The sequence below is a fragment of the Pseudomonas sp. AB6 genome, assembly GCF_034314105.1.
In the GTDB taxonomy this organism is placed as follows: domain Bacteria; phylum Pseudomonadota; class Gammaproteobacteria; order Pseudomonadales; family Pseudomonadaceae; genus Aquipseudomonas.
Window position 1 is genome coordinate 1,071,758 of record NZ_JAVIWJ010000001.1, and the last position, 22,167, is coordinate 1,093,924.

Here is a 22,167-nt window from a genome sequence, read left to right on the forward strand (position 1 = left end):
CCGACACCCAGCCCGGCCTAGTGCCGGGCTTTTCATTTGGAGAGCGCCATGCAAGGTGGATACAACACGGGTAAGGATGTCTCGATTGACATCAACGGTCCTTATGGCCCGATCCGCATCCCAAAACTGATGGACTTCGACAGCAAGCCGAAGATCACCAGTACCGAAATTACCCCGCTCAACGGCCTGACCGATGAGCTGAATATTCCCAAGGGCTGGACTGGTACGTTCAGCGTTGAGCGCACTGACGCAACGCTGGATAACTATTGGGCGCAGTGGGAAGCCGACTATTACGCAGGCGTTAATCAGCCCGCCTCAAGCATCACCGAGACCATTTCGGAGCCTGACGGTAGCACCAGTACCTTCCGGTACACCCAGGTCAACTTAAAGCTGGACGACGCAGGCAAAAAGGAGGGCGACAAGACGATCAAGCAAACCATGTCGTTCACCGCTCGCCGCCGCCTGAAAGTCTCGTAACCCTTTTGCATGGCAGCCCGGCAGGGTGCGGGGAATTCGTCAGCCCCGCGCGCCATGCACCTTGACGACGCATTGACCAGAGGTATTACCCATGTCCCGAATTACCGTAAAAGAAAACGTAGAGCAGTCCGAAGCGCCTAAAAAGCCGAAATTTGAAACTGTGACCGACAGCCTTGGGCGCACGATTCAGTTGCGTCAGCTCGACCCAATGCAGCAAGCGCGTCTTGTTATGGGCGTAGGCGGTGACGTATCGCAAAACAGCACTTATATGAACGGGTTCGCGATGCCTGCCGCGATGGTCGCGCACATCGACGACGATTTCTTCGGCTTCCCGTCGAGCATCAAGCAAATCGAGGCAATGCTCGGGATGCTCGGCGCGGAGGGCATGGAGGCGATTAGTTCGCACTTGCTGGCCAAATACGAAGCAGCAAAGGCCGAGAGCGATAAGGCTGCGCTTAGCGCAGAGCAGGCCGCAGCAAAAAACTAGGCACGAACCCCGATTTTCGACAGCGCTGCTGGCTGATGAAAAGCGGGGTTCCATTCCATCTGGTGTTTGAGTGCGACAACCTGAACGAATACGAGCGCATGGCGATGTCCGTCACGCTCTCTGAATTCGAGGGCAATGAATTCGACTGGGATGTCATGGCGTTCAAGAAGAGGGAGTGATCATGGAGTTTCATAGCCTTCAATCGCTGGCCCTGCACATGGCGACAGCTGCCGTTGCAGAAATTGCAGCGCTTGAACACGGTCTTGAGAAGTGCGCCAAGCGCATCGAGAAAACCGCCAAAGATGAAATCGGGCACTACCAGTCAGGTATTGGTCCGTTTGCAGCCTGGGCGCCGCTTGCGGACTCAACCGAAACGCGCAAAGCTGAAAAAGGATATCCGGCCGATTCTCCGCTACTAGCTACCGGCGAGATGCGTGACAGCATCACACGCAAGACGCACGCCCTTGAGGCAGTGGTCGGCTCGACTGATCCGAAGATGGTTTACCACGAATTTGGCACGCCAAAAATTCCGCCCCGGCCGGTACTGGGGCCTGCTCTGCTTCGCAACAAGGAATTCATCAAGAAGACTATTGGCCATGCTGCCGTATCAGGGCTGATTGGCGGGAAGTCCATTCACTCTTCGCTTGGGTATGACGGGGAGGTGTGAGAGGTCATCGCTCGTAACTCTTCACCATTTCGCCAGACTCGTTAATGGTCATGAAATGCTCGCCGGTTTTTTCGTCATACAGACGCTCGATAGTTTTTAGCGCACCTTCGGTAGCCTCTGCCAAGTGCCGCATGTACGAAAGCATTGAGACTATCGAAAGCTCGCTGGCGTCCGCCGGATTCGTTTCAAGCCACTTTTCATACTCGACTTGTTTTTCGATTGCCTCGTCTTCAGCAAAGCTCCGCTCCAGTCTGGCGATGATCTCTGCGTTCAGGCTTCGCTTTAGGCTTAGCGATGACTTTTCAAGCTTCTCCCGTAGATCGGCAGCCATACGTAACGAATAAGGGGGCAGTACATGACGGTCAGACATTTATACCTCTGCATCCTGAATAAAATTGCAGTGTGGAGGTGGATTCAGATAGATTCAAGAATCCACTTGACGGCATATAAAAGTGCAGTCAATATGATTCCACACAAACAAGGAGCCAAGAAATGAAGGACGCGCATAAGATCAGCCCCTATAGCCTGCGAATTAAAGGGCAGATAAAGGAAAAAGCACAAGTAGAGGCTCAGCGTAATCGTCGAAGCCTTAACGCAGAGATTGGACTACTGGTAGAGGAGGGTTTGCAGTGGCGGGAATTGAAAAACAACCAGGCAATAGCCTAAAACGAAGAAACCCCAGCTTGCCGGCCGGGGTTTCTGGTAACGCAGTCAACGATCAGGAAAACAACGTCATGTCGAATAATAGCACAGCTGTATCCCTTGACAACCTTCCAGTCATCAGTCACGCGGGGCGCCCAGTAGTTACGACTGCGCTGCTGGCAAAGCTGTATGGGGCTGATATTAAAAATATTCAGAACAACCATGCTCGCAACTCTGATCGGTTCGAGCCGGGAAAGCATTTCTTTAAGGTTGAGGGCACTGATCTGGCTGAGCTAAAGAACAGACCATCTTTAAGAGGGTCTGTTGCCTCAAAGGCTCGCAGCCTGATTTTGTGGACTGAGCGCGGCGCCGCTCGTCACGCAAAGATGCTCGACACCGAAGAGGCATGGGAGGTTTTCGAGAAGCTGGAAGATAGCTACTTCGGCAAAGTCGCGCCTATTACGCCTCTCGCTATCGACCACAAGCCTGAAACGCTAACTCCCGCTCATCAGCGTCACATCCTGAATCGTGTTTCCGAACTCGCCGGGATGGATCGCAAAAAGTACCCATCGGTATGGCGCGGCATCAAGGACCACTTTCAGGTAGGTAGCTACAAGGATATTCCAGACAGCCAATACCCCGCAGTCTGCGAGTTCATGCTATGTCGGCCAATGGATAGCGATATTCCTGTATCTAAGTCAGTTCAGTCGGATAATGGTATTTACCTAGATCGCCATGAAACGCATCACCTATACCTGCTGATGTCGCGCTTCTCTGCGATGTCCCAGTATGAAGACAGCATGCTTTCCGCTGCTCGCGCCTTAGGGTCTGCTCCGCTTATGATGCTCTTCGACCAGCTCCATGATGGTCATGGGTCGTTCGGCACGCTTGATAAGCGCCGCGATGAAATTTACCAGAACTACCTGTCTGTTGGCGGAAGAGGTGGATACGCATCAAGATCCGCCGCATAAGTCCTAAAAACGGAAACAGACCTCGCTTCGGCGGGGTTTTTTATTGTTGCCTGGCTAGCGGCACTGCGGGGTAGCTAGCCAGATACGATAAGAGGCCCTAAGCGGGCTCTCCTGTTAGCCGGCTAAGTGTCGAAGACTTAAGGCACATAGTCTTATCGCTCAAGTCACTGGCCTTGTAGCCGAGCACCTCAAACAGCTTTAAAACTGAAAGCGAGTACTTCAGATTGAAGTAGTCCCGAGTCTCGCCGACCTGCTTAGCATTTTCTAGAGTGCGCTCCATGCTTTGCTCTGATGAAAACAGGGCTCGTAGATTTTCTGCGGCAGAGGCATTTGATTGGGCCACCCCTTGCACCGATGCTGTCATGTCAGCCATGGCTAGATTAGCGCCTTCCAGATCCATTCCGGGCGGGCTTAGAGATGCGGCATCATCTTGCAGCTCTGAAGACCTGAGCATGAACGACTGGATGGTGTTTACGAGTACCTCCGGGCTTTTGTTCTTTTTGCTGTTGGATATACCTGATTGCAGGCGCTTTAAAGAGCTGTCTATTTTGCCGTAAAGCTCGCTGGATTCTTTGCAGAAGTCATTTGCCGTCACTATGTCCTCAAGCGTTGTCGCCTTATGTGGAGGTGGTACGCTAACCACGGCAAGGGGTGGCGTACGAGGCTGCTCCTGTTGAGAATTCATGGAAGATTTCGCCACAACTGCTTTCGTCGTAGGCTCTGTTTGGGGGTCGGCCTTATCGATAACGTTTATGTAAAATATCCAACCAAGAAAAACAACGAACCCTAGACCCGCGAAGAACTCCTTAGCCCCTGTGGTCGGGTTGTTTGCGCCGCATCCGGGGCACTTGCTCGCATAGCTCGATACTTCTTTCTTGCATTCCTTACATTTCTTTAAAGACACTTCGCTTTCCTTTTTGAAGTTGTTTATCCGAATATTAATGCGTAAGCGACAAGCATCAGCGCTAGAAGCGCGCCGCCAGCAAATACCAACAGCACACTGCTGAATGTAAAGAGCAGTAATGCAGTCTGGATGCCCATTACTGGCCCCGTCTTATAGGTCTTCATAAGCGCGACTGGCTTTTCATAATTGGGCTTGGCTTCTCTGGAACGAGCCGCCCCGAGCTCTTGGATCTGCCCATCAACCCATTGGTACGTGCGCTTTTTATTCGCCATGTGATCCGAAACCACAAAAGGAAAGCTCAGTATGGCATTCGACGCGTATTCCGTCGCCGTCAAGGTTTCGCTGATCAATCACGTTAGCTCTGGTCTGCTGCTAATCAGTAAGGGCCTGCACTCCACCGGCATGGACGCGGACAAACTGAACTCCAAGCTTGCGTCAATTGGCAAGCAAGCGGCTATTGGCGCTGCCATGTTCGGCGCAGGACTGGCAATAGCTGGGCTTCTTAAAGCCCCGCTCGAAGAGGCCAAAAAACTCGCTCAGGCGAAGGCCGATTTTTCAACACTCAATTTGAGTGCAGCTGAAAACGAGAAAGTATTCGCCGCAGCTTCAATGAATGCCCATAAAAATTTCGGTATGACCATTACCGACAACATAAAACTGATCCAAGACCTGCATACGGCGATGGGCAGTCTTCCTCACGCGCTTGAGAACGTCCCGGCGTTTTCGCAGTTCGCAATTGCGGCAAAAATTCGAAATGGAGGCAAGGATGTCGATGGGCTGGTAACTAATGCCGCAAAAGCTCTTGAGCATCGCGGCGACAAAGTAATGATGCATCCAGACGAGTTTAATGACGAGCTTGGGAGGATGTCCAAGGTCTATTTCGGATCTAAAGGTCGAGTAAATCCCGATGAATATTACAGAGCATCAAAAACAGGAGGCATGTCATACGCGCTTCTTGATAAAGAGTTTTTGTATGGGAAATTTGCCGGTTATATGTCAATGCAGTCGGGAGATTCGGCCGGCACGTCCCTGATGACTTCGTTCAGCTCTCTTGTTGGCGGGCACATGGATAACAAGGCTAAGGGATTTCTGGCAAAGCTTGGACTGCTACAGGTTGGTGTCAGCCCGGAACAGGTGAAGCTAACTAGAGAGGCCGTTGACAAGCTCCACCTCTCAGCAAAAGACGCCAAAAAGATGATGGTCGCAATGATGCCTGTTACTGGCGGCCTATCTGAAAAATACCTATCGATGTACGCAAGCAGACCAGACCTTTTCAGTGATAGCGTTCTTGTTCCTGCGATTCGGCGAGTATTTGGCAAGGATCTATCGAACGAGCAGGTTGCCGAGATCGAGGCAAAGTACTTCAACAGGGGAACATCAAAGCTTCTGGGTCCGCTAGTCCTGAGCGGATCAAAACTTGAAAAAGATGCTGCAATTTTTGGGAAATCTATGGGCTTTGGTCAGGCCTACCAAATGTACAGGCAGTCTCCAGAGGGAGCCGAATTAGCTGCTGGCGAGGCCTGGAAAAACTTCCTTGCCATTATTGGCTCGGTATACCTGCCAGTTGTAACGAGAGGGCTTGAAAAGCTCGCGTATTGGCTTGATTTTGCCGGGCAGTACGCCGAAAAAAATCAAGGACAGATAAGGGGCGTTGCATATGCATTGATGGGACTGTCTGCGTTTTTAATTACTGGCGGCCTGCTCAACATGGTTATCGCCGCTGGGCGCGGATTTTGGCTGCTGGGCATCGCGCTTAAGTTTCTGGCGCTAAATGCAATGGCGCCGCTCTTGCCGTTAGTTGCGAGGCTCGGCACCTACGTCGTGATATTTGGCGCCAATATCGTAAAGGTTATTGGCTTGCTTGGGCGCGCACTACTCATGAACCCTATTGGTCTGGTGATCGCCGGGATCATTGCTGTCGGCCTGCTGCTTTGGAATAACTGGAAGGAAATCAGCGGCGCCTTGAAAATAATGTGGGCGGGCATCAAGACTGGATTCATACAGTTATTCAGTGGCGATATTTTTGGGGCCTTTAAATCATTCGGGCATGTCTTCCTGTTGGGCTGGCAAACCATATACAACACGCTGATAGCTGGGTTCAACTCGGTGCTTCCAGCGTCCATGCAGGTCAAAAAATTCACCTTCGCAGATCCTGCGCCGCAACGCCAAGCATCGTCGCTACTGGTCGCGCCAGTACCGGGCAAATCCTCTGCTAGCGGAGAGCAGACAATCAACCTGTACGTCGATGGCAAGAAGATGAGCGATGTCGTGATCCAGCGAATGGCCCAACAGGCCGCTCGCCCCAACACCGGCACCAACGGGTTCGACCCTAGCCGCAGCATGTTGATGCCCGGTGCCAAAAGCGCAACTTACCCGAGGAGCTGACCGTGAGCTTTCTAGACAGCTTTGCCCCTGGTGGCGATCCCTATGCCACGCGCCTCATCGTGGGCGACGTGGAATTTGTGGGGCTTGAGGTTCCAGAATCTATAACGGTAGGCGCAAAGCAGCAGACCGTGACGCACAAACTGGTGGGCGGCACGCGGACCATCGATGTGCTCGGGGTCGACTACGACAACATGCAATGGTCCGGATGGATGCTTGGCGCGACGGCAGACGCCAGAGTCAAAGAGCTTGAAAAGATCCGCGATACCGGTAATGCAGTGGATTTTAGTCTGGGCAACTACTACTACAGCGTTGTTGTTGTCTCGTTCAATGCGCGCTACGAGCATCTATACCGACGCTACTACACCATTGACCTGCTGATTGTAGCGAGCATGGACGCCCCGATCAAAAAGAACGCACTGTCTGGATCGCTAGATAATCTGATTAATAGCGATGTCGGGCATTCGCTTGGGCTCGCAAAGATCATCAACGTTTCTTCAATCACTAGCGCTATCGGTACGATCAAGTCGGTCGTATCTCAAGTGCATGACTTTGCAAACCAGACCGTCGAGACGATTCAGTCAGTAATTAGGCCGATTGTAGCGGCGCAGCAGCTTGTGCAATCGGTCATCGCCCAGGTTGGCGCGTCAGTAGCGGACATAACTACGCTTGGCGGGTTGGTTCCCGGAAATCCGATATCCAGCGCCGCCAATAATCTGCTACGCAAAGCGAATTCGCTTACTCAGCTTGCGCCGCTATATCAGATGCAGAGTGTGCTTGGTCGACTACAGAAAAACGTCTTGTCCGGCCCGCTAGCCAACGGCACGGTGAGCGTGACTACAGGCAATACCAGCCTTCAGCGCCTTTCCGCCGATCAATACGGCGATCAATCCAAGTGGACCAAAGTAGCCGCGGCGAACAGCATCACTGATCCGCAAGTCACTGGCATCCAGACCATCAAATTTCCGCAAGGATAAACCATGGACGTTAATGATCCGCTCGCGCCTTCTGGGTCGCGGCAGGTGGCCGGCTACGTCTTGCTTGCGGGGGTAGAGGTGCCTTTTGTGTCGTGGGACGTGGATTCCAACTCCTTCTATTCAGCAGACACGTTCTCCATTGTCTTCGCACTGTCGGCGATGCCTGCCGATACCGGGGCGCTTTGGTGGTGGAGCAATCAAACGGACATTGAAATATCTATTTCCTCAGCAATTACCGGTAAGAACTCCTGCAGCATGAAGAGCCTGATTACCGGAGGTGTAGATAAGTGGCATTTCAATCCGGCGAAATTTGAAGTAACCGCAGAGGGCCGCGACTACACCGCGAAATTCATCGACACAAAGACTAGCGAGAAGTTTTCTAACTACACAACTAGTCAAGTCGCAACGATGCTGGCCCAGCGCCACGGACTTACACCTGTCGTCACGCCGACTACCACCAGCGTCGGAGCCATCACCAAATACGACCACACGCACGTTACTGATGAGCGGACCGAGTGGGATCTGCTGTCGTACTTCGCCGGGCTCGATGGATTTCAGGTGTATGTCACTGGCAACGAATTACATTACGAGCCCGCGCTAGACCCTGATACGGCAGATCAGTATGTCATCCGCTGGCACGCCGCGATGCTTAAGGCTTATCCGCAATCCAACGTCAGTGATGACCTGCAATTTGAGCGGGATTTGACTCTAGCTAAGGGCGTTACGGTGCAAGTGCGATCTTGGAATGCCAAGTCCGGAAAGGCTTACACCGAGTCATACCCCACTAACAGCGCCAGAGGAATCGCGCCGGGGCAGGCGGTGGCAAAACGGCAGGTCTACAGCGTCGTGCGTAGCGGTCTTGATCGACAGGGCGCGCAGGCGTTAGCCCAGGCAATTCACAAGCAAATCACCCAGCACGAAATGCGCATGAGCGCGTCGATGCCCGGCGACAACCTGCTGACAGCGAGCACGATCATTCGCGTTGAAGGCTCTGATTCGACATTCGATCAGCTCTATTACCCGGATTCCGTCAGGCGCTCAATGAGCTTTGAGAGCGGCTATTCCATGAGCCTTACCGCCAAAAACCACAACCCTAACTCGATGGTGCTGCCGTGATCGGAAATTTAACCAACGCGCTTCGCCAGCACCAGAGCGACGGCAGTACGCACCCTCGCAAGGGCACGATCTCCGGCTACGATCCATCAAGCCACAGCGTGAAAGTAACCGTTCAGCCAGAAGGCTTTGACACAGGATGGATTCAGCTTTCGGCACTGGGCGTCGGCAATGGCTGGGGCGTAGTGACCGGCCCGCAACTGGGTGACCAAGTTTCGTTATCGTTCGACGGTGGCGACCTGAATCTAGGCCATGTTACTGGCCGCTACTTCAGTGACGCGTCCCCGCCGCCCGCCGTGCCATCAGGCGAAACATGGATCGTTCACAGCTCTGGATCGCTTTTGAAGTTTCGCAATGACGGCACGGTGTCGCTGCATTCCGGGGTCGCCCTTAATTACGACGCCCCGCAGCACAACTTCACCGGCGGCCCTATCTCAATGGATCACGCGCTTACCGTAACTGGCGATGTGATTGCCGGCACCGTAAGCCTGCAAAACCATTTGCATAACGGCGGCACCATCAGCGGCAAGACATCGGCGCCTATAGCATGAATGACCTGAATCACTACGTCGGTGGCGATCTTTCGCTTTCACCGACCGGCAGCCTATCGACCGTTTCTGGTATCGAGCGGGGCAAGCAACGGATTCTTCGCAGACTTATCACGAACCCTCGCGATTACCTATTTCACCCCGAATACGGCGCAGGCCTGGGACAGTACGTCGGCGCCCTGACGAATATCCCGCAAATAATCTCGCTCATTCGGGGCCAGATCCTACTTGAAGACTGCGTGGCGGAAACGCCCAATCCGGTCATTTCAGTATCCAGCCAGAACGACACCCTTTCCGCGACAATCAGCTATACCGATGCGCCTTCTGGCGAGCCGGTGACGCTCTCATTCGAGGTAAATCGCTGACATGGCAGCGCTCAACGTAAAAGACTTCACGACGCTTGTTCGTGATCAAGTATCGGCAGTGCAGGGCAGGGCGGCTGGTCTTGTCGACTTCACCATCGGCTCGCTGTTGCGGGCAATCGTGGAAAGCAACGCTAGCGTTCTCCAGTGGTTGCAACAGTTGATCGTCACGCTGCTGATCACGACGCGCGCCGCGACCTCGGCTGGCCCTGACCTTGACACATGGATGGCCGACTTCGGCTTTTTGCGCCAATCGGCAAGCTTCGCCGCTGGCAGCGTCACCTTCTCCCGCTTCACGGCTACCACCTCCGCACTAATCCCGATTGGCTCAATCGTTGGGTCGGTAGATGGCTCTCAGCAGTTCACGGTGACGATAGATACGACTAACGCTACTTATAACGCCACGCTCGGCGGCTATCTGGTCCCGGCTGGCACGCAGTCGGTAACGGTTCCAGTCATTGCCAATACGGCAGGATCGGCAGGCAACACGCTCACCGGTACAGTAACTACGATAGTTGGCAGTATCAGCGGTATTGACACGGTCGCGAACGCACTGCCATTTTCTGGCGGGGTTGACCCGGAAGCCGACACTGCATTCAGGGCGCGCTTTATTCTGTGGGTGCAGTCGCTCTCGAAGGGCACAAAATCAGCTATCGCCTACGCCCTAGGCTCGATGCAGCAAGGTGTCACTTACACGCTTACCGAGAATCAGGACTACAGCGGGAACTTGCTGTATGGCTACTTCTACGCGGTGGTGGACGATGGCAGCGGCGCACCATCAAGCGCATTTCTTGCCTCGGCGGCCGCCGCAATTGAGGCGGCCAGACCATTCACCAGCAGGTACGGCATTTTCCCTCCGTCCTTGCTAAGCGCAAGCGTTGGAATGACCATCGCCACCGATCCATCGGTAACGCATAGCGCGGTGGTGGCCCTTGTGGTTACGGCGCTTCAGACCTACATCGCCAGCCTCAAGCTTGGGCAGATCCTGCCGTATACGCAGCTTGCAACTATCGCCTACGGGGTCAGCCCGGCAGTAACCAACGTATCGGCGGTGCTGCTCAACGGCTCAACGGCAGACATCGCCGCAACTCAAAAGCAGGTCATTCGGCCAGGCTCAATCGGAGTGGCTTAAATGTCGATAGGCGACCAAAGCGACATGCTTGGGCGGCTGAAAAGCCTGCTCCCCGTTGGCTGGTTTGGCGATAACAACCCGATTCGTGATGCCACGCTTTGGGCTTATGCTCAGTCAGCGTCGTGGGCATACACCCTCTATCTATATGCGCAGGCGCAGACAAGAATAAAAACTGCCTCAGATAGCTGGCTCGACCTGATCGCGCTGGATTTCTTCGGCAGCAATTTGGCGCGCTATTCGGCGCAAACAGATCAAAGCTACCTCAGCCGAATCCTGATCAATATCTTCAGGGAGCGAGCTACACGGCATGGCATGGACCAAGTGTTGTTCGACCTGACCGGGCGCCGGGCAGTGATTATCGAGCCGGCGAGACCTCAAGACACTGGTGGTCTAGGGCTCAACTTCTACCTGGATGGCCCTGGCGTACTTGGCTCGGTGGTTTCGCCCTATCAGTCATTCGTTACCGCTTACCGACCTCTTGGTGCAGGGGCAGCCAATTGGCCTGGCGTTCACACGAACGTGTTCGGCCTCGGCCAGACGGGCGGCCTGACCCCTGCCGCGCAAATTACTCCGCAAGTATCAGATGCAGACATCGTTGCCGCCATTGAGGCGACTAAGCCTTTCGGCACAACTGTCTGGTATCGCATCGCCAGCTAATCTAACTCACATCACAACTAAACCCGCCATTGAGCGGGCTTTTTATTGGGGATTTCATGGACAGACAAACCGAATATCCGGGCCAGATTTTGCCGGAAACTGTTTTGCTACAGATGGCAAAAGACTCCATGATCGGCCTGGCAAAGCTTTCGTCGGCCATGTTCGGCAACATCAACATCGCCAACGGCTTTGCGGTTACGCCCACAGGACCGGCATCACTTCAAGTCGTCGTAGCTCCGGGCGAGATTTACAGCTTGACCAGCATCGACGCGACAGCCTATTCAAGCCTGCCAGCCGACACCACGCACTCCATCATGAAGCAGGGTATTTTACTCGACGGCCTGACGCTAACCTGTGCGGCTCCAAGCACTACGGGGCAGTCAATCAACTATCTGGTTGAAGTGACGTATCAAGACCTTGATGCGGTGCCTGTGCTTCTTCCTTATTACAACTCGGCGAACCCGGCGCTGCCGTTCAGCGGGTTAGGAAATAACGGCCTTACGCAGAACACTGCGCGCAAGGGTATTGCATCTGTCCAGATAAAGCCGGGCGCATCAGCTGCGACCGGAAGCCAAGTCACCCCCGCGCCCGATGCTGGCTATGTCGGCCTGTACGTCGTCACGGTCGCTTATGGCCAGACCACGATCACCTCTGCCAGCATCAGTCAGTACGCGTCGTCGCCATTGCTGCCATCTGGCTTGCTTCAGTCAATTCAGAGCGGAAACACCTCCGCCGCGCTTGATACCGGCACAGCCAACGCATATGTCTGCGCCTTCACTCCGGCGCTTACGGCTCGCAGCGAACAGCAGCCTCTGCGCTTTAAAGTTAAAACTACCAACACTGGCACATCAACCTTTAACGACGGTCTCGGCGCCGTTGCTCTGGTCGGCGGGGCTCACGCTGCGCTACAGGGCGGAGAGCTAGTTGCCAACGGCGATGCCTGGGTGCAGTGGAATACCTCGATTGGCGGCGGGGCTTACATTCTCCTGTTCTGCACGGGTGCTCCGGAGCAAGTCGCTAACGCCACCCAGTCTCAGCAGGCAGTTCCGCTTGGGCAATCACAGGCCATGTTTTCGCCAGTTGTAGGGTCGATGCGTAACGCTAAAATCTATATCCCTGCGGCATCGGCAACTGCGACATACACGGCGGATGAGGTAATTGTTGAAACTGCGCTGGGAGGGCAGACGTATCGCTTGTCCAATGCAAACGACTCGATTAACTTGGCGTCAGCAACTAAGGGCATTGGCGCAATGGACGCGGGGAGTGCGCCCGTCAGTGGCTACGTAGCCCTCTATAAAATGTTCAACCCGGTCACTCTGGCAACAGGCCTGATGGCGGTTAACGCTACTTCTGCAAAAGCGCCCGAAGTATACGGCGGCGGGAATATGCCAGCAGGCTACACGGCGTCCGCGTTAGTCAGTGTTTTGCCTACCAACGCCAGCGGGCAATTTGCCCCGTGTTTTATGCTTGACCGGACTGTTGGAATTTATGGGCACGATCTTGTAATCACTACGACTCTACCTGCTGTATATACGCTGCTTTCAACAGCAACAGCAGTGCCGATAAATGCGAAAAGTTTAGCGCTCAACATGAATGCCTCGTCTTCTGTATCGGGGAGTCTCATGTCTATGTTTGTAGCAGCAGATGCCAGCGGTCTAGGGCTTGTGCTGAATGGGTTCACATGCGCTACAGCGGGTAATGGCACGTCCAGTTTCGCAAACGTAAGCATGATTACGCCCCAGACTTTATACTGGAAGGCCGCCAATGCTTCGGGAACGCCAAGCTTAAATCTTTCCACGGCCAGCTATACCTTCTAACCAACGGTGACTACTATGACTTTAATGTACGTTCAATTTACTGATGCTACCGAAACAAAGCTCACGTCTATTTTCGGAGGCCCGCAAGATCCTGATGCATACCCTAATCAGGGCGTTATCGAAGATACTGACCAGCGCTATCTGGACTTTTTCAACCCTCCGATTGATGTCGCCGCAGTCAATACTGTCCGGCAGTCTGAACTTGTTGCAGCCGCCTCTCTTGTGATGGCTCCCATTCTTGTATCGCTGCAGCTTGGTGATGCGACGGACGAAGAGACGCTGAGTGCCAAGGCGTGGCAGGCATATTACCGCGCACTCAAGTCGGTTGATGTGACTGTTAAAAGTCCTGCGTGGCCTGAACTTCCTGCGTAGCTGATGCTGAATGGGCTGCTTCTATTAGTAAGCGCGGGCGCCGCCATCGAAAAACGGCGCCTAAGTTTTTTAGTGGCTGCTGGCGCGGACATGTATGATCCATCCATAAATTACGGATGGTTATCAAATGCGCTACGTGTCGTTTTTGTTTGTGTTAGCGGTATTGGTTTTAGGTGGGTGCTGGCTCTACCCCAGTCATAGCGCAAAAGACGGAAGCCTGAAAGCCTACAAGGCTGCGATAAGGGATGGTCACGCCAGAATAGTTTTCCTTGGCGATTCAATCGAAGAAGGTACAAGCCAAATTGTTTATAGCCAGTCTTGGGTAAAATTAATTTCGGCAGATTTGCGTAAGATTTCGCCTGGCATTGAAATATACAATCTAAGCCTTCCGGGTCGAGGGATAGGCAATGCTATTGACTCGAAATATAAGGCGGTTCCATATGTCGGATTCTCAAAAACAGATTATGCGGAAGTAGGTTTCGCCAGGCCAAAGGCGACAGATAACAGTGATGTTTGGCCATATGGGACTATTCTCGGGGAGACATGGATCGATCACGTAAAGTCCCTTTCGCCAGATTTGGTAGTAATTGGCTTTGGTATGAATGATATCGGCGGAAGCGTTTTAGATATTAAGACCCTAACAGAAAAACTAATATCAGAACTGTCCAGTAGTTCTAAGTCTCCATCTATTGCACTGGTGACTCCAATACTACCCACAACAACCGTCGAACCCTATAGTAAATTGCAGGAAAATGTTGAAAGAACAGCGGAGGCATACACGGATATTGCGAAAGAGACCGGAGCCACTCTGATAGATGCTAATCGACGGTATATTATTTTGAGGGATGGCGTGGATATCCGAAGCAAAAAAAATTCCTCGTTGAATTTCGTAAGCTATCCGTCGGGATATGCTAAAGAATATGAGCCTAAATATACAGAGCTTCAGCTATTAGGCCCAGGGGAAGGCGGAGGAAATGGAATTAACCATCCAACAGCTATTGGGCATAAAGAAGTGTATGCCGCAGAAGCGAAGGTTTTGGTTGATGCAACAGATCAATCCCTAAACAGAAAATAGCCAGATTCTGAAACACAAACCCGCCTCGGCGGGTTTTTTATTGCCCGGAGAAAAGTAAATGCCAAGAATCACCGCGCAGGCCGCTGGCGGATTAAACGTGCTCGCCTTCCTCGATATGCTGGCTTGGTCAGAAGGCACGTCGACCAGCAAGTACACCAAGGACGATGGGTATGACGTTGTGGTAGGCGGAATTGATAGTCCGAACACCTTCAACAGCTATGCCGCACATCCGGGCGTTTTGGTCACAGTAAACAGCCAGGGATTGAAGTCGACGGCTGCTGGCCGATACCAGGTGCTGAAGAAGTGGGCAATTGCCTATACCGATCTGCTGAGCCTGCCGGACTTCGGCCCGGTCAGTCAGGATCGGATCGCCATCAAGCAGATTACCGAACAGCGGGCGCTGGCCGATATTCAGGCTGGGCGCTTTGATGTCGCTATAGGTAAGTGCTCGAACATATGGGCCAGTCTTCCGGGCAATACGTACGGTCAGCGCGTACATCCGATTGAGCTGCTAGTTGCGCAATGCGTGACAGCCGGAGGTATCGCTTCATGATATCAATCTACGCAAAGGTCGGCGCATTCCTGCTAGCCATCCTTTTGGTGTTCGGTGCGCTGTACGGCGCCTATCACCATGGCGAAACCCTCGCAAATGCTGAGTGGCAGGCCAAGTGGAATGACCGCGACACCAAAGACGCAGCCGCTGCACTCGCAAACGAAACAACTCAGCGCGACCTCGAGCAGGCCCGTCAACACTCAATCAACAAGGCAATCGAAAATGGACAGCAATCAATCGACAAAGCGACTTCTGATGCTGCTGACGCTAATGCTCACGCTGACAGCTTGCGCGGCGCAGTCGATCAGCTTACCGGTCGCCTCGCAGCCAGTGAAGCCAGCGGAAATTCCTGCGCTACCGCCGCAAGCAAGGCAGCTACCCGCGCCGCAGTGGTGCTTGCCGACGTGTTCAAACGCGCTGACCAGCGAGCGGGCGACCTGGCAGGATATGCTGACCAAAGCCATGCGCGGGGAGTGACGTGCGAGCAGGCGCTTGATGGACTGACAAAATTATCGGCCGATCCCAGTCATTAAATATTTTGTCCGATTTGCTTTCTAAGCTCGAACAGCGCTTTTTCAGCATCGCATTTTTGCTTAAAGAAAAGTTTGGCTTGATTGCTCGATATAGTTAGTCCATTAATCTCATTGCCGAGGTTTGAACACTCAAGATTGCACGAAGACAATTGCTGCGTGCTCAATTTCAGTTCTGATTTAAGTCGGTCCCGTTCCGCCGCCGCTTGGCCGTGCATTTCCACAAGCTTTGCAATGTTCTGCCGGGCCTTCCGATTCTCCAGCGTCATTTCCTCAAGCTCGGCCGCGAGAAGGGTTGCGTGCTGTTTCCACATTTCTGCGGGCGTAGGAATGCCGAGGCATCCGAATTCGTCGTCGGCGTCCATGATGCTGCTCTTTCGTTATACTGGTTGAATGTACAGTAATGCAGGAATGGAAATTGCGCTATTCGGGGTGACGAGCTGTAGTAGGGGAGTAGATTGCGGCGCCGAGAATAGCGAAAGCGAGCGCTTTTTTCTTGCTACCCCCGTGCATTTCTAAAAGCCTTTCCCATGCCGCCGCGAGCTCCGGCTCAGTTTTTGGGTTTATCAGTGCTTGAATCTGGATCTGCTCAGACCTGTATCGGGCGGTAGCTTCTTTCTGCGCCTTACTCATGCCTTCACTAGCTCTAATTCGCGCCCCAGCATATCGATCATGTATGAAGTACCTTGCTCGTCGGATACCTCGACGCCGCGAAAGCCTAGTAGCTTGGCGGCGCGAGCGGTGAACAGTTGAATGTCCCAGCTTGCATCTGCCAAGTCTTCAGCCTCAACGTTACTGTCGATATCAAAAATGCTGACTGATTCCTCTATCAGGGCTTCGGCCGCATCCGCATCTATGCCTAGGCGCGTAGCCAATTTTGCGACTAGCACTGCAAGCTTGCTGGCATCTTCGTGATGAAATAGACGGCCAGCTTCAATTATAGAATCGTCAGACACTTCAATTTTGTAGGCGAAGTGAGTACCTGCGGTCATTACGTATTCGCTATCGGAGAAAAACAGAAACTCATTGAAGCGGCCATGCATATGAATGCTGGTAATTTCGGCAGGGCTGGTGTGAATGAGTTCCATGTTGATCTCCTTGGGCATGTCATAAGTATATTTATATCATATGATATACACAAGGGATTTATTCAGCTGGATTGTGTTCGTTCGGCAGGACGCCGGGGGAGGGCGGGGTAAGTGGTCAAAACACCACAGGGACTTTTGCGGGGAAACGTGAAATACGGTTGAGCACGGTTAGGCATCGATTGCAGTGGGCGCCGTTCCAAAGTGCTGTCCCGTATAGCTATTTTCGGTATCTGCCAGCATGGGGTGCTAGGGGTCGAGTGTTCGAATCACTCCGTCCCGACCATATAATTCAAGGGGTTGCGAGATTTTATCTCGCGACCCCTTTTTATTTTTGTTCGTTTTTACCCCCCACAAAATTACTGGCTCTGGGTAGATTCGTCACGGCTTCGTGTGAGCGGACGCCAGCACGCGCGTGTGGTCTCTGTGCCAATGATCTTTGGCCTTCTCTTCCGTTCCAGACGCTCCTAAGGTCTGCGACCGATCTGGCTGGAAGGTTAATCATCAGCTTGCCTGTCTAAAGTCGCTCAAGTCTTCCAGCGTGCCTGGTAGTCGAACTTGGGCGGCATCGGATCAGATAGCTGCCGGGAACCAGGCTGCGCAGGTCGTAGCCCATCATCAACAATCCCTCCGAAGGCATGGCAGCGGTCTACCAGGCTGGGCTATTTGGCGAATAATTGGACTCTGCCAGTACCGCACGGAAGTTCTGGATATGAGGGAAACTCATGCCCCCATGACTTTTAATGGTTATAGCCCCACCAACGCCCGGTGTTAAAAATCGCAAACACAGCTCATCAACAACAAAAAGAGCGTTTGCAATCATGACTAAGCCTCACTGCCGCGTCCTCGCCAGCCTTGTGCTGCACTTTTCGTATCCCGACGTTTGCCACCCGATCTTTACGATTCGCGTGCGCTTCTGATCACCCGAAAAATCCAAAAAGAGTAACGACTCATGAAAGAACTCGACCTGTACATCGGTGAAGGTTTCGAAGGCCCTGGCGTGAACGCCGCGCACATCAACATTCTGATCGGCCCGCGCAACGGTCCGGCGGGGCAAGCGTTTGCCAATAGCCTGGCGTCGCCAAGCCAAGGCCATTGCCCGTTTATGGTGATCGCCCAGCCCAATATTCCGGTCAAGCCGATGACCCTTTACGTCAACAAAGCCGCGATCAGCAGCGACTTGCACGGCAACGCTACGTGGGGCGCATCCCAGGCCGGTATTGCCAAGGCTGTGTTGGAAGCACTGCTGGACGGAACCTTGCCGCCGGAAGCCGAAGACGAGTGGGCCATCGTGACCGCTAACTGGGTCAACCCGGCCTGCGATGACCTCGATGCGGTCTTCCTGAACAACTACAACGCCTGCCGCACCGCAATCCGCGCCGCTCTGACCGGCAAGCCGGAAACCGCGCAACTGGCGGATGTGGTCGATCACATCAGCAACCCTTTCTACACACCAAAAGCCTGAGGTCTGCGCCATGCAATACATTCGTTTGGGCAACTCCGGCCTGCAAGTCTCCCGCCTGTGCCTGGGCACCATGAACATGGGCACTCCGGACTGGAAACCGTGGATTTTCGATGAAAAGCAAAGCGAGCCGATCGTCGCCCACGCCCTCGACAACGGGGTGAATTTCATCGACCTGGCGGACTTTTATTCCGCTGGTGTTGGCGAGGAAGTGGTGGGGCGCATCGTCAAGCGTCTGGCCCGTCGCGAAGACCTGGTGATCACCACCAAAGTCGGCTACGGCACCCGCAACGGCATCAACGCCAGCGGCCATTCACGCAAGCACATCATGGACAGCATCGACGCCTCGCTGAAGCGTCTGAGCATGGATTACGTTGATGTGTTCATGCTGCATTACTTCGACGTGAACACCCCGGTTGAAGAAACCATGAGCGCGATGAACGATATCGTTCGTTCCGGTAAGGCCCGTTACATCGGTGTCTCGACCATGCTCACCGGGCAACTGGCGAAGATCCTTATGGCCTGCGAGCGCAATGGCTGGGTCAAGCCGATCAACATGCAGCTGCAATTGAACTGCGCCTACCGTGAAGAGGAGCGCGAGATGATCCCGTTCTGCCGCGATCAGGGCCTCGGCGTTTCGGTGTTCAGCCCATTGGCTCGCGGCTTGCTGACCGGCGACGTGCAGTCGACGCGCAACCAGACCGACTTCTTCACGCAGCAAATGTACAGCGACGAAGCCTCGTTTGAGATCGCTCATTCGGTGCAGCGTGTGGCCCGCGCCCGTGGGGTGTCGAATGCGCAGATCGCTCAAGCCTGGGTCGCCAACCATCCGGGTGTCGATTGCATGCTGGTCGGCGCCGACACCACTGCGCAGTTTGACAGTGCCCTGGCGGCGCTGGAGACCAAACTCGATGGGGAAGAACTGCAGGAACTGGAGCGCAACTATACCCCGTGCGACGTGATCAACGATTACACCGCCGGCAAACGCATCCTGCGCTCGGCTCGCCCGGGTTTGGAACGCTTTACTCTGACCGAGGCTGTGGCATGAGCACGCTGATCCGTAACGGCAACTTCATCGACGGCCAATGGTCGAGCGGTGGTGCGACCTATCCGGTATTGAACCCGGCCAATGGCGAAGTGATCGCCGACGTGCAAAAGGCCGGCGCCGAAGAAACCAACCTCGCCATCGCTGCGGCCAATCGCGCCTTGCCGACCTGGCGAAAACTGACTGCCAAAGAACGCAGTCAGCGCCTCAAGCGCTGGGGCGAACTGATGCTGAGCAACCAGAAAGATCTGGCCACTTTGCTCAGCCGCGAGCAGGGCAAGCCGCTGGCCGAAGCCATGGGCGAAGTGGTCTACGCCGCAAGCTTTCTGGAGTGGTTCGCCGAAGAAGCCAAGCGCGCTTACGGCGACGTGATCCCGAGCCACAAGGCTGATGCGCGGATCATCGTGGTCAAGGAAGCTATCGGCGTGGTTGCGGCGATCACCCCTTGGAACTTCCCGCTGGCGATGGTCACGCGCAAGGTCGGTCCGGCGCTAGCGGCAGGTTGCACAATGATTCTCAAACCTTCGGAGGAGACGCCGTTGTCAGCCTTCGCCTTGGCGGTGCTGGCCGAGCAGGCGGGGATCCCGCCCGGCGTATTCAACGTTATTTCCGGTGACGCCGTAGCGATTGGCGGGGCGCTGCAAGCTTCCAGCATCGTGCGCAAACTCTCGTTCACCGGCTCGACTCGTACCGGCAAACTGCTGATGCGCCAAGCGGCGGATACGCTGAAGAAAGTCTCGCTGGAACTGGGCGGCAACGCGCCGTTCATTGTCTTCGACGATGCTGATCTGGACGCTGCGGTCAAAGGCGCGATGGCCTCGAAATTCCGCAACACCGGGCAGACCTGCGTCTGCGTGAACCGTTTTTTTATCCAGGACGGCGTCTACGAAGCTTTCACCGGCAAACTCGCCGAAGCGGTAGCCGCGATGCGCGTCGGCAGTGCGTTGGACGGTGAAACCGAGCAAGGTCCGCTGATCAACGCCGCGGCGTTGGCCAAGGTTGAGTTGCACGTGAGTGACGCCTTGGAAAAGGGCGCGACGCTGTTGTGTGGCGGTCGTCGTCATGCGCTGGGCGGCACGTTCTACGAACCGACCATCCTCACCGACGCCAACAGCGACATGCTGATCGCCCAGGATGAAACCTTTGGCCCGGTGGCCGCGTGCTTCCGTTTCAAGGACGAAGCCGACGTGTTGCAACGGGCGAATGACACGCCTTACGGATTGTCGGCGTACTTCTACAGCCGCGATATCGGCCGCGTCTGGCGCATGGCCGAAGGCCTGGAGGCCGGTATGGTCGGGATCAACGAAGGAATTATCTCCACGGAAGTCGCCCCTTTCGGCGGCATCAAGGAATCCGGCCTGGGTCGCGAGGGCTCCAAGTATGGCTTGGAGGACTACCTGGAAATCAAATACCTGTTGATGGGTGGCCTCTAACCTCCAACCGTACTCCCTATGGGAGCGAGCGAGCTCACTCCCATAGGTTCGAGCGTTACCGATTTTATTTCTCCGTCAATAACAACAATTGGAGACGAACATGTCCGCTCAGCCGATAAAGATCGATGACCTGCCCATCGGGCGCTTCCATATCAAAATTGCAGGCCTCACGTTCGGCGCGCACTTCACCGACGGCTACATTCTCGGCCTGATCGGTATCGCTTTCACCCTGCTCAGCCCGCAGATGCACCTCGATGCATTCTGGCAAGGCTTGATTGGCGCCTCGGCACTGATTGGCTTGTTCCTCGGCAGCCTGTTCTTCGGCTGGATCTCCGACAGGGTCGGCCGACAGAAAATCTTCCTCGTCAGTTTTGTGCTGATCACCATTGCCTCGATGATGCAGTTCTACGCTGAAACTGCGATGCAACTGTTTCTCTGCCGGGTGCTGATCGGCATCGGACTGGGCGGCGACTTCAGCGTCGGCCACGCAATGCTCGCCGAGTTCTCGCCAAAAAAACATCGGGGTGTGTTGCTCGGTTCATTCAGCGTTATCTGGACTTTCGGCTATGTCGCGGCGACCTTCGTCGGCACTGCGATGCTCCACCTCGGCGATGACGCCTGGCGCTGGATGCTGGCCTCTTCAGCCATCCCGGCAGCGTTCATCCTGATCGCGCGGATTGGCACGCCCGAGTCACCGCGCTGGTTGGTTAATCAGGGGCGGGTCGCCGAAGCACGGGCGATCGTCAAAAAACACCTGGGCGATAACGTCGAACTCGACGAAAGCCGCTCCACTGAAACCCGTTCCGGCTACGCGGTGCTGTTCAGCCGCGAATACCGCAAGCGCACGGCGTTCAACTGCCTGTTCTTCGTTTGCATCGTGATGCCGTACTTTGCGATCTACACGTTCCTGCCGTCGATTCTGCAGAAGATGGGCTTGGCCGAGGGCTTTGGCACCGAGCTGATGCTGAATATGCTGCTGATCCTCGGCGCGTTGATCGGGATCTGGTGCACGGTGAAATTCTCGCGCCGGGGCTTCCTGATCAACTCGTTCATCATCCTCGCGGTGGCGTTGTTCTTGTTGGCGGCGTTGCCGGGCAGTGCGGCGTTTCTGATGGTGCTGGTGTTCGGCGTGTTCACGCTGGTGCTGTCGGCGGTGAGCAACCTGGTGGGCGTGTTCCCGGCCGAGAGTTTCCCGACCGAAGTGCGGGCCAGCGGGATAGGACTGGCAACAGCAGTGAGTCGCCTGGGCTCGGCGGTCAGCACCTTTCTGTTGCCGGTGAGCGTGGCCGGGATTGGCTTGAGTCCGACCATGGGCATCCTGGCGACGATTCTCGCACTGGGCGCGATCATTTCCTGGGCCTGGGCGCCGGAGACCAAATCCCTGACGCTGAGCCAGGCGTGCAAGGCGCAGAGCCCGGTGGAGAGCGGTGCGACAGCCACAACAAAGGTTGCAGCCCCAGTCTAAAAAACACCGAC

At 54.6% G+C, this 22,167-nt stretch carries 27 protein-coding genes; 22 read left to right on the forward strand and 5 right to left on the reverse strand.

Translation table 11 applies throughout. From position 1 onward, the window contains the following. Window positions 1-48: 48 nt before the first annotated feature. The 4 genes from RGW60_RS05270 (at window position 49) to RGW60_RS05285 (ending at window position 1,631) form a co-directional block, all read left to right on the forward strand. Window positions 49-477, forward strand: a complete 429-nt coding sequence (locus RGW60_RS05270; protein ID WP_322202797.1) for a hypothetical protein — start codon at window positions 49-51, stop codon at window positions 475-477. A 91-nt stretch (window positions 478-568) separates the two neighbouring features. Next, entirely contained in the window at window positions 569-964 is a 396-nt protein-coding gene (locus tag RGW60_RS05275) for a hypothetical protein (protein WP_322202799.1), read from the forward strand. A 35-nt stretch (window positions 965-999) separates the two neighbouring features. Further along, window positions 1,000-1,143, forward strand: a complete 144-nt coding sequence (locus RGW60_RS05280; RefSeq protein WP_322202801.1) for a hypothetical protein — start codon at window positions 1,000-1,002, stop codon at window positions 1,141-1,143. Between the two features lie 2 nt (window positions 1,144-1,145). Continuing rightward, window positions 1,146-1,631: a hypothetical protein gene (locus tag RGW60_RS05285; RefSeq protein WP_322202803.1), complete on the forward strand. Its 486-nt coding sequence runs from the start codon at window positions 1,146-1,148 to the stop codon at window positions 1,629-1,631. Between the two features lie 4 nt (window positions 1,632-1,635). On the opposite strand, the gene RGW60_RS05290 is transcribed toward RGW60_RS05285, so the two are convergent. Continuing rightward, a complete protein-coding gene (locus RGW60_RS05290; protein WP_322202805.1) occupies window positions 1,636-2,001 on the reverse strand; it encodes an Arc family DNA-binding protein in 366 nt (121 codons plus the stop codon). A 122-nt stretch (window positions 2,002-2,123) separates the two neighbouring features. Between RGW60_RS05290 and RGW60_RS05295 the strand changes: the two genes are divergently transcribed. Further along, window positions 2,124-2,297, forward strand: a complete 174-nt coding sequence (locus RGW60_RS05295) for a hypothetical protein (RefSeq protein ID WP_322202807.1) — start codon at window positions 2,124-2,126, stop codon at window positions 2,295-2,297. After that, window positions 2,261-3,244, forward strand: coding sequence for an ORF6N domain-containing protein (locus tag RGW60_RS05300; RefSeq protein WP_322202809.1), 984 nt, complete (start codon window positions 2,261-2,263; stop codon window positions 3,242-3,244). Before RGW60_RS05295 ends, RGW60_RS05300 begins: the two co-directional genes overlap by 37 nt. 97 nt (window positions 3,245-3,341) lie before the next feature. Here RGW60_RS05300 and RGW60_RS05305 read toward each other — a convergent pair whose 3' ends face one another. After that, complete coding sequence (locus RGW60_RS05305) at window positions 3,342-4,148, reverse strand: hypothetical protein (protein ID WP_322202811.1); 807 nt, start codon at window positions 4,146-4,148, stop codon at window positions 3,342-3,344. A gap of 23 nt (window positions 4,149-4,171) precedes the next feature. Then, window positions 4,172-4,420, reverse strand: coding sequence for a hypothetical protein (locus tag RGW60_RS05310; protein ID WP_322202813.1), 249 nt, complete (start codon window positions 4,418-4,420; stop codon window positions 4,172-4,174). Between the two features lie 31 nt (window positions 4,421-4,451). Between RGW60_RS05310 and RGW60_RS05315 the strand changes: the two genes are divergently transcribed. The 12 genes from RGW60_RS05315 (at window position 4,452) to RGW60_RS05370 (ending at window position 15,669) form a co-directional block, all read left to right on the forward strand. Further along, window positions 4,452-6,533 carry a hypothetical protein gene (locus tag RGW60_RS05315; RefSeq protein WP_322202815.1) on the forward strand — a complete coding sequence of 694 codons (2,082 nt, stop codon included), beginning with the start codon at window positions 4,452-4,454 and terminating at the stop codon, window positions 6,531-6,533. Window positions 6,534-6,535: 2 nt separating this feature from the next. Continuing rightward, the gene (locus RGW60_RS05320) at window positions 6,536-7,507 is read left to right on the forward strand and encodes a hypothetical protein (RefSeq protein ID WP_322202817.1); all 972 of its coding nucleotides are present in this window, start codon (window positions 6,536-6,538) and stop codon (window positions 7,505-7,507) included. 3 nt (window positions 7,508-7,510) lie between these two features. Next, a complete protein-coding gene (locus tag RGW60_RS05325) occupies window positions 7,511-8,623 on the forward strand; it encodes a rhs element Vgr protein (RefSeq protein WP_322202819.1) in 1,113 nt (370 codons plus the stop codon). Beyond that, the gene (locus RGW60_RS05330; protein WP_322202821.1) at window positions 8,620-9,171 is read left to right on the forward strand and encodes a phage baseplate assembly protein V; all 552 of its coding nucleotides are present in this window, start codon (window positions 8,620-8,622) and stop codon (window positions 9,169-9,171) included. The genes RGW60_RS05325 and RGW60_RS05330 overlap by 4 nt, the downstream gene beginning before the upstream one ends. Then, window positions 9,168-9,533, forward strand: coding sequence for a phage tail protein (locus tag RGW60_RS05335; RefSeq protein WP_322202823.1), 366 nt, complete (start codon window positions 9,168-9,170; stop codon window positions 9,531-9,533). Before RGW60_RS05330 ends, RGW60_RS05335 begins: the two co-directional genes overlap by 4 nt. A 1-nt stretch (window position 9,534) precedes the next feature. Further along, on the forward strand, window positions 9,535-10,662 hold the full coding sequence (locus tag RGW60_RS05340; protein WP_322202825.1) for a baseplate J/gp47 family protein: 1,128 nt from the start codon (window positions 9,535-9,537) through the stop codon (window positions 10,660-10,662). Continuing rightward, window positions 10,663-11,319: a hypothetical protein gene (locus RGW60_RS05345; protein WP_322202827.1), complete on the forward strand. Its 657-nt coding sequence runs from the start codon at window positions 10,663-10,665 to the stop codon at window positions 11,317-11,319. Window positions 11,320-11,348: 29 nt separating this feature from the next. Further along, entirely contained in the window at window positions 11,349-13,136 is a 1,788-nt protein-coding gene (locus tag RGW60_RS05350) for a hypothetical protein (RefSeq protein ID WP_322202829.1), read from the forward strand. 15 nt (window positions 13,137-13,151) lie between these two features. Further along, complete coding sequence (locus RGW60_RS05355; protein WP_322202831.1) at window positions 13,152-13,508, forward strand: tail fiber assembly protein; 357 nt, start codon at window positions 13,152-13,154, stop codon at window positions 13,506-13,508. Window positions 13,509-13,635: 127 nt separating this feature from the next. After that, on the forward strand, window positions 13,636-14,583 hold the full coding sequence (locus RGW60_RS05360) for an SGNH/GDSL hydrolase family protein (protein WP_322202833.1): 948 nt from the start codon (window positions 13,636-13,638) through the stop codon (window positions 14,581-14,583). A gap of 58 nt (window positions 14,584-14,641) precedes the next feature. Next, a complete protein-coding gene (locus tag RGW60_RS05365; protein WP_322202835.1) occupies window positions 14,642-15,136 on the forward strand; it encodes a glycoside hydrolase family 104 protein in 495 nt (164 codons plus the stop codon). After that, window positions 15,133-15,669, forward strand: coding sequence for a DUF2514 family protein (locus tag RGW60_RS05370; protein WP_322202837.1), 537 nt, complete (start codon window positions 15,133-15,135; stop codon window positions 15,667-15,669). Before RGW60_RS05365 ends, RGW60_RS05370 begins: the two co-directional genes overlap by 4 nt. Here RGW60_RS05370 and RGW60_RS05375 read toward each other — a convergent pair. Further along, window positions 15,666-16,031 (reverse strand): hypothetical protein, encoded by a 366-nt coding sequence (locus RGW60_RS05375; RefSeq protein WP_322202839.1) that lies wholly within the window; start codon window positions 16,029-16,031, stop codon window positions 15,666-15,668. The two genes, RGW60_RS05370 and RGW60_RS05375, sit on opposite strands and share 4 nt — an antisense overlap. 264 nt (window positions 16,032-16,295) lie before the next feature. Next, entirely contained in the window at window positions 16,296-16,754 is a 459-nt protein-coding gene (locus RGW60_RS05380) for a hypothetical protein (protein WP_322202840.1), read from the reverse strand. A gap of 949 nt (window positions 16,755-17,703) precedes the next feature. Here RGW60_RS05380 and fae point away from each other — a divergent pair. The 4 genes from fae to RGW60_RS05400 all read left to right on the forward strand — a co-directional run bounded on the left by fae (window position 17,704) and on the right by RGW60_RS05400 (window position 22,156). Further along, a complete protein-coding gene (fae, locus tag RGW60_RS05385; protein WP_322202842.1) occupies window positions 17,704-18,216 on the forward strand; it encodes a formaldehyde-activating enzyme in 513 nt (170 codons plus the stop codon). Window positions 18,217-18,226: 10 nt separating this feature from the next. Further along, window positions 18,227-19,261 carry an aldo/keto reductase gene (locus tag RGW60_RS05390; RefSeq protein ID WP_322202844.1) on the forward strand — a complete coding sequence of 345 codons (1,035 nt, stop codon included), beginning with the start codon at window positions 18,227-18,229 and terminating at the stop codon, window positions 19,259-19,261. After that, entirely contained in the window at window positions 19,258-20,691 is a 1,434-nt protein-coding gene (locus tag RGW60_RS05395) for an NAD-dependent succinate-semialdehyde dehydrogenase (RefSeq protein ID WP_322202846.1), read from the forward strand. Before RGW60_RS05390 ends, RGW60_RS05395 begins: the two co-directional genes overlap by 4 nt. Window positions 20,692-20,791: 100 nt before the next feature. Next, entirely contained in the window at window positions 20,792-22,156 is a 1,365-nt protein-coding gene (locus RGW60_RS05400; RefSeq protein ID WP_322202848.1) for an MFS transporter, read from the forward strand. Window positions 22,157-22,167 lie beyond the last annotated feature (11 nt).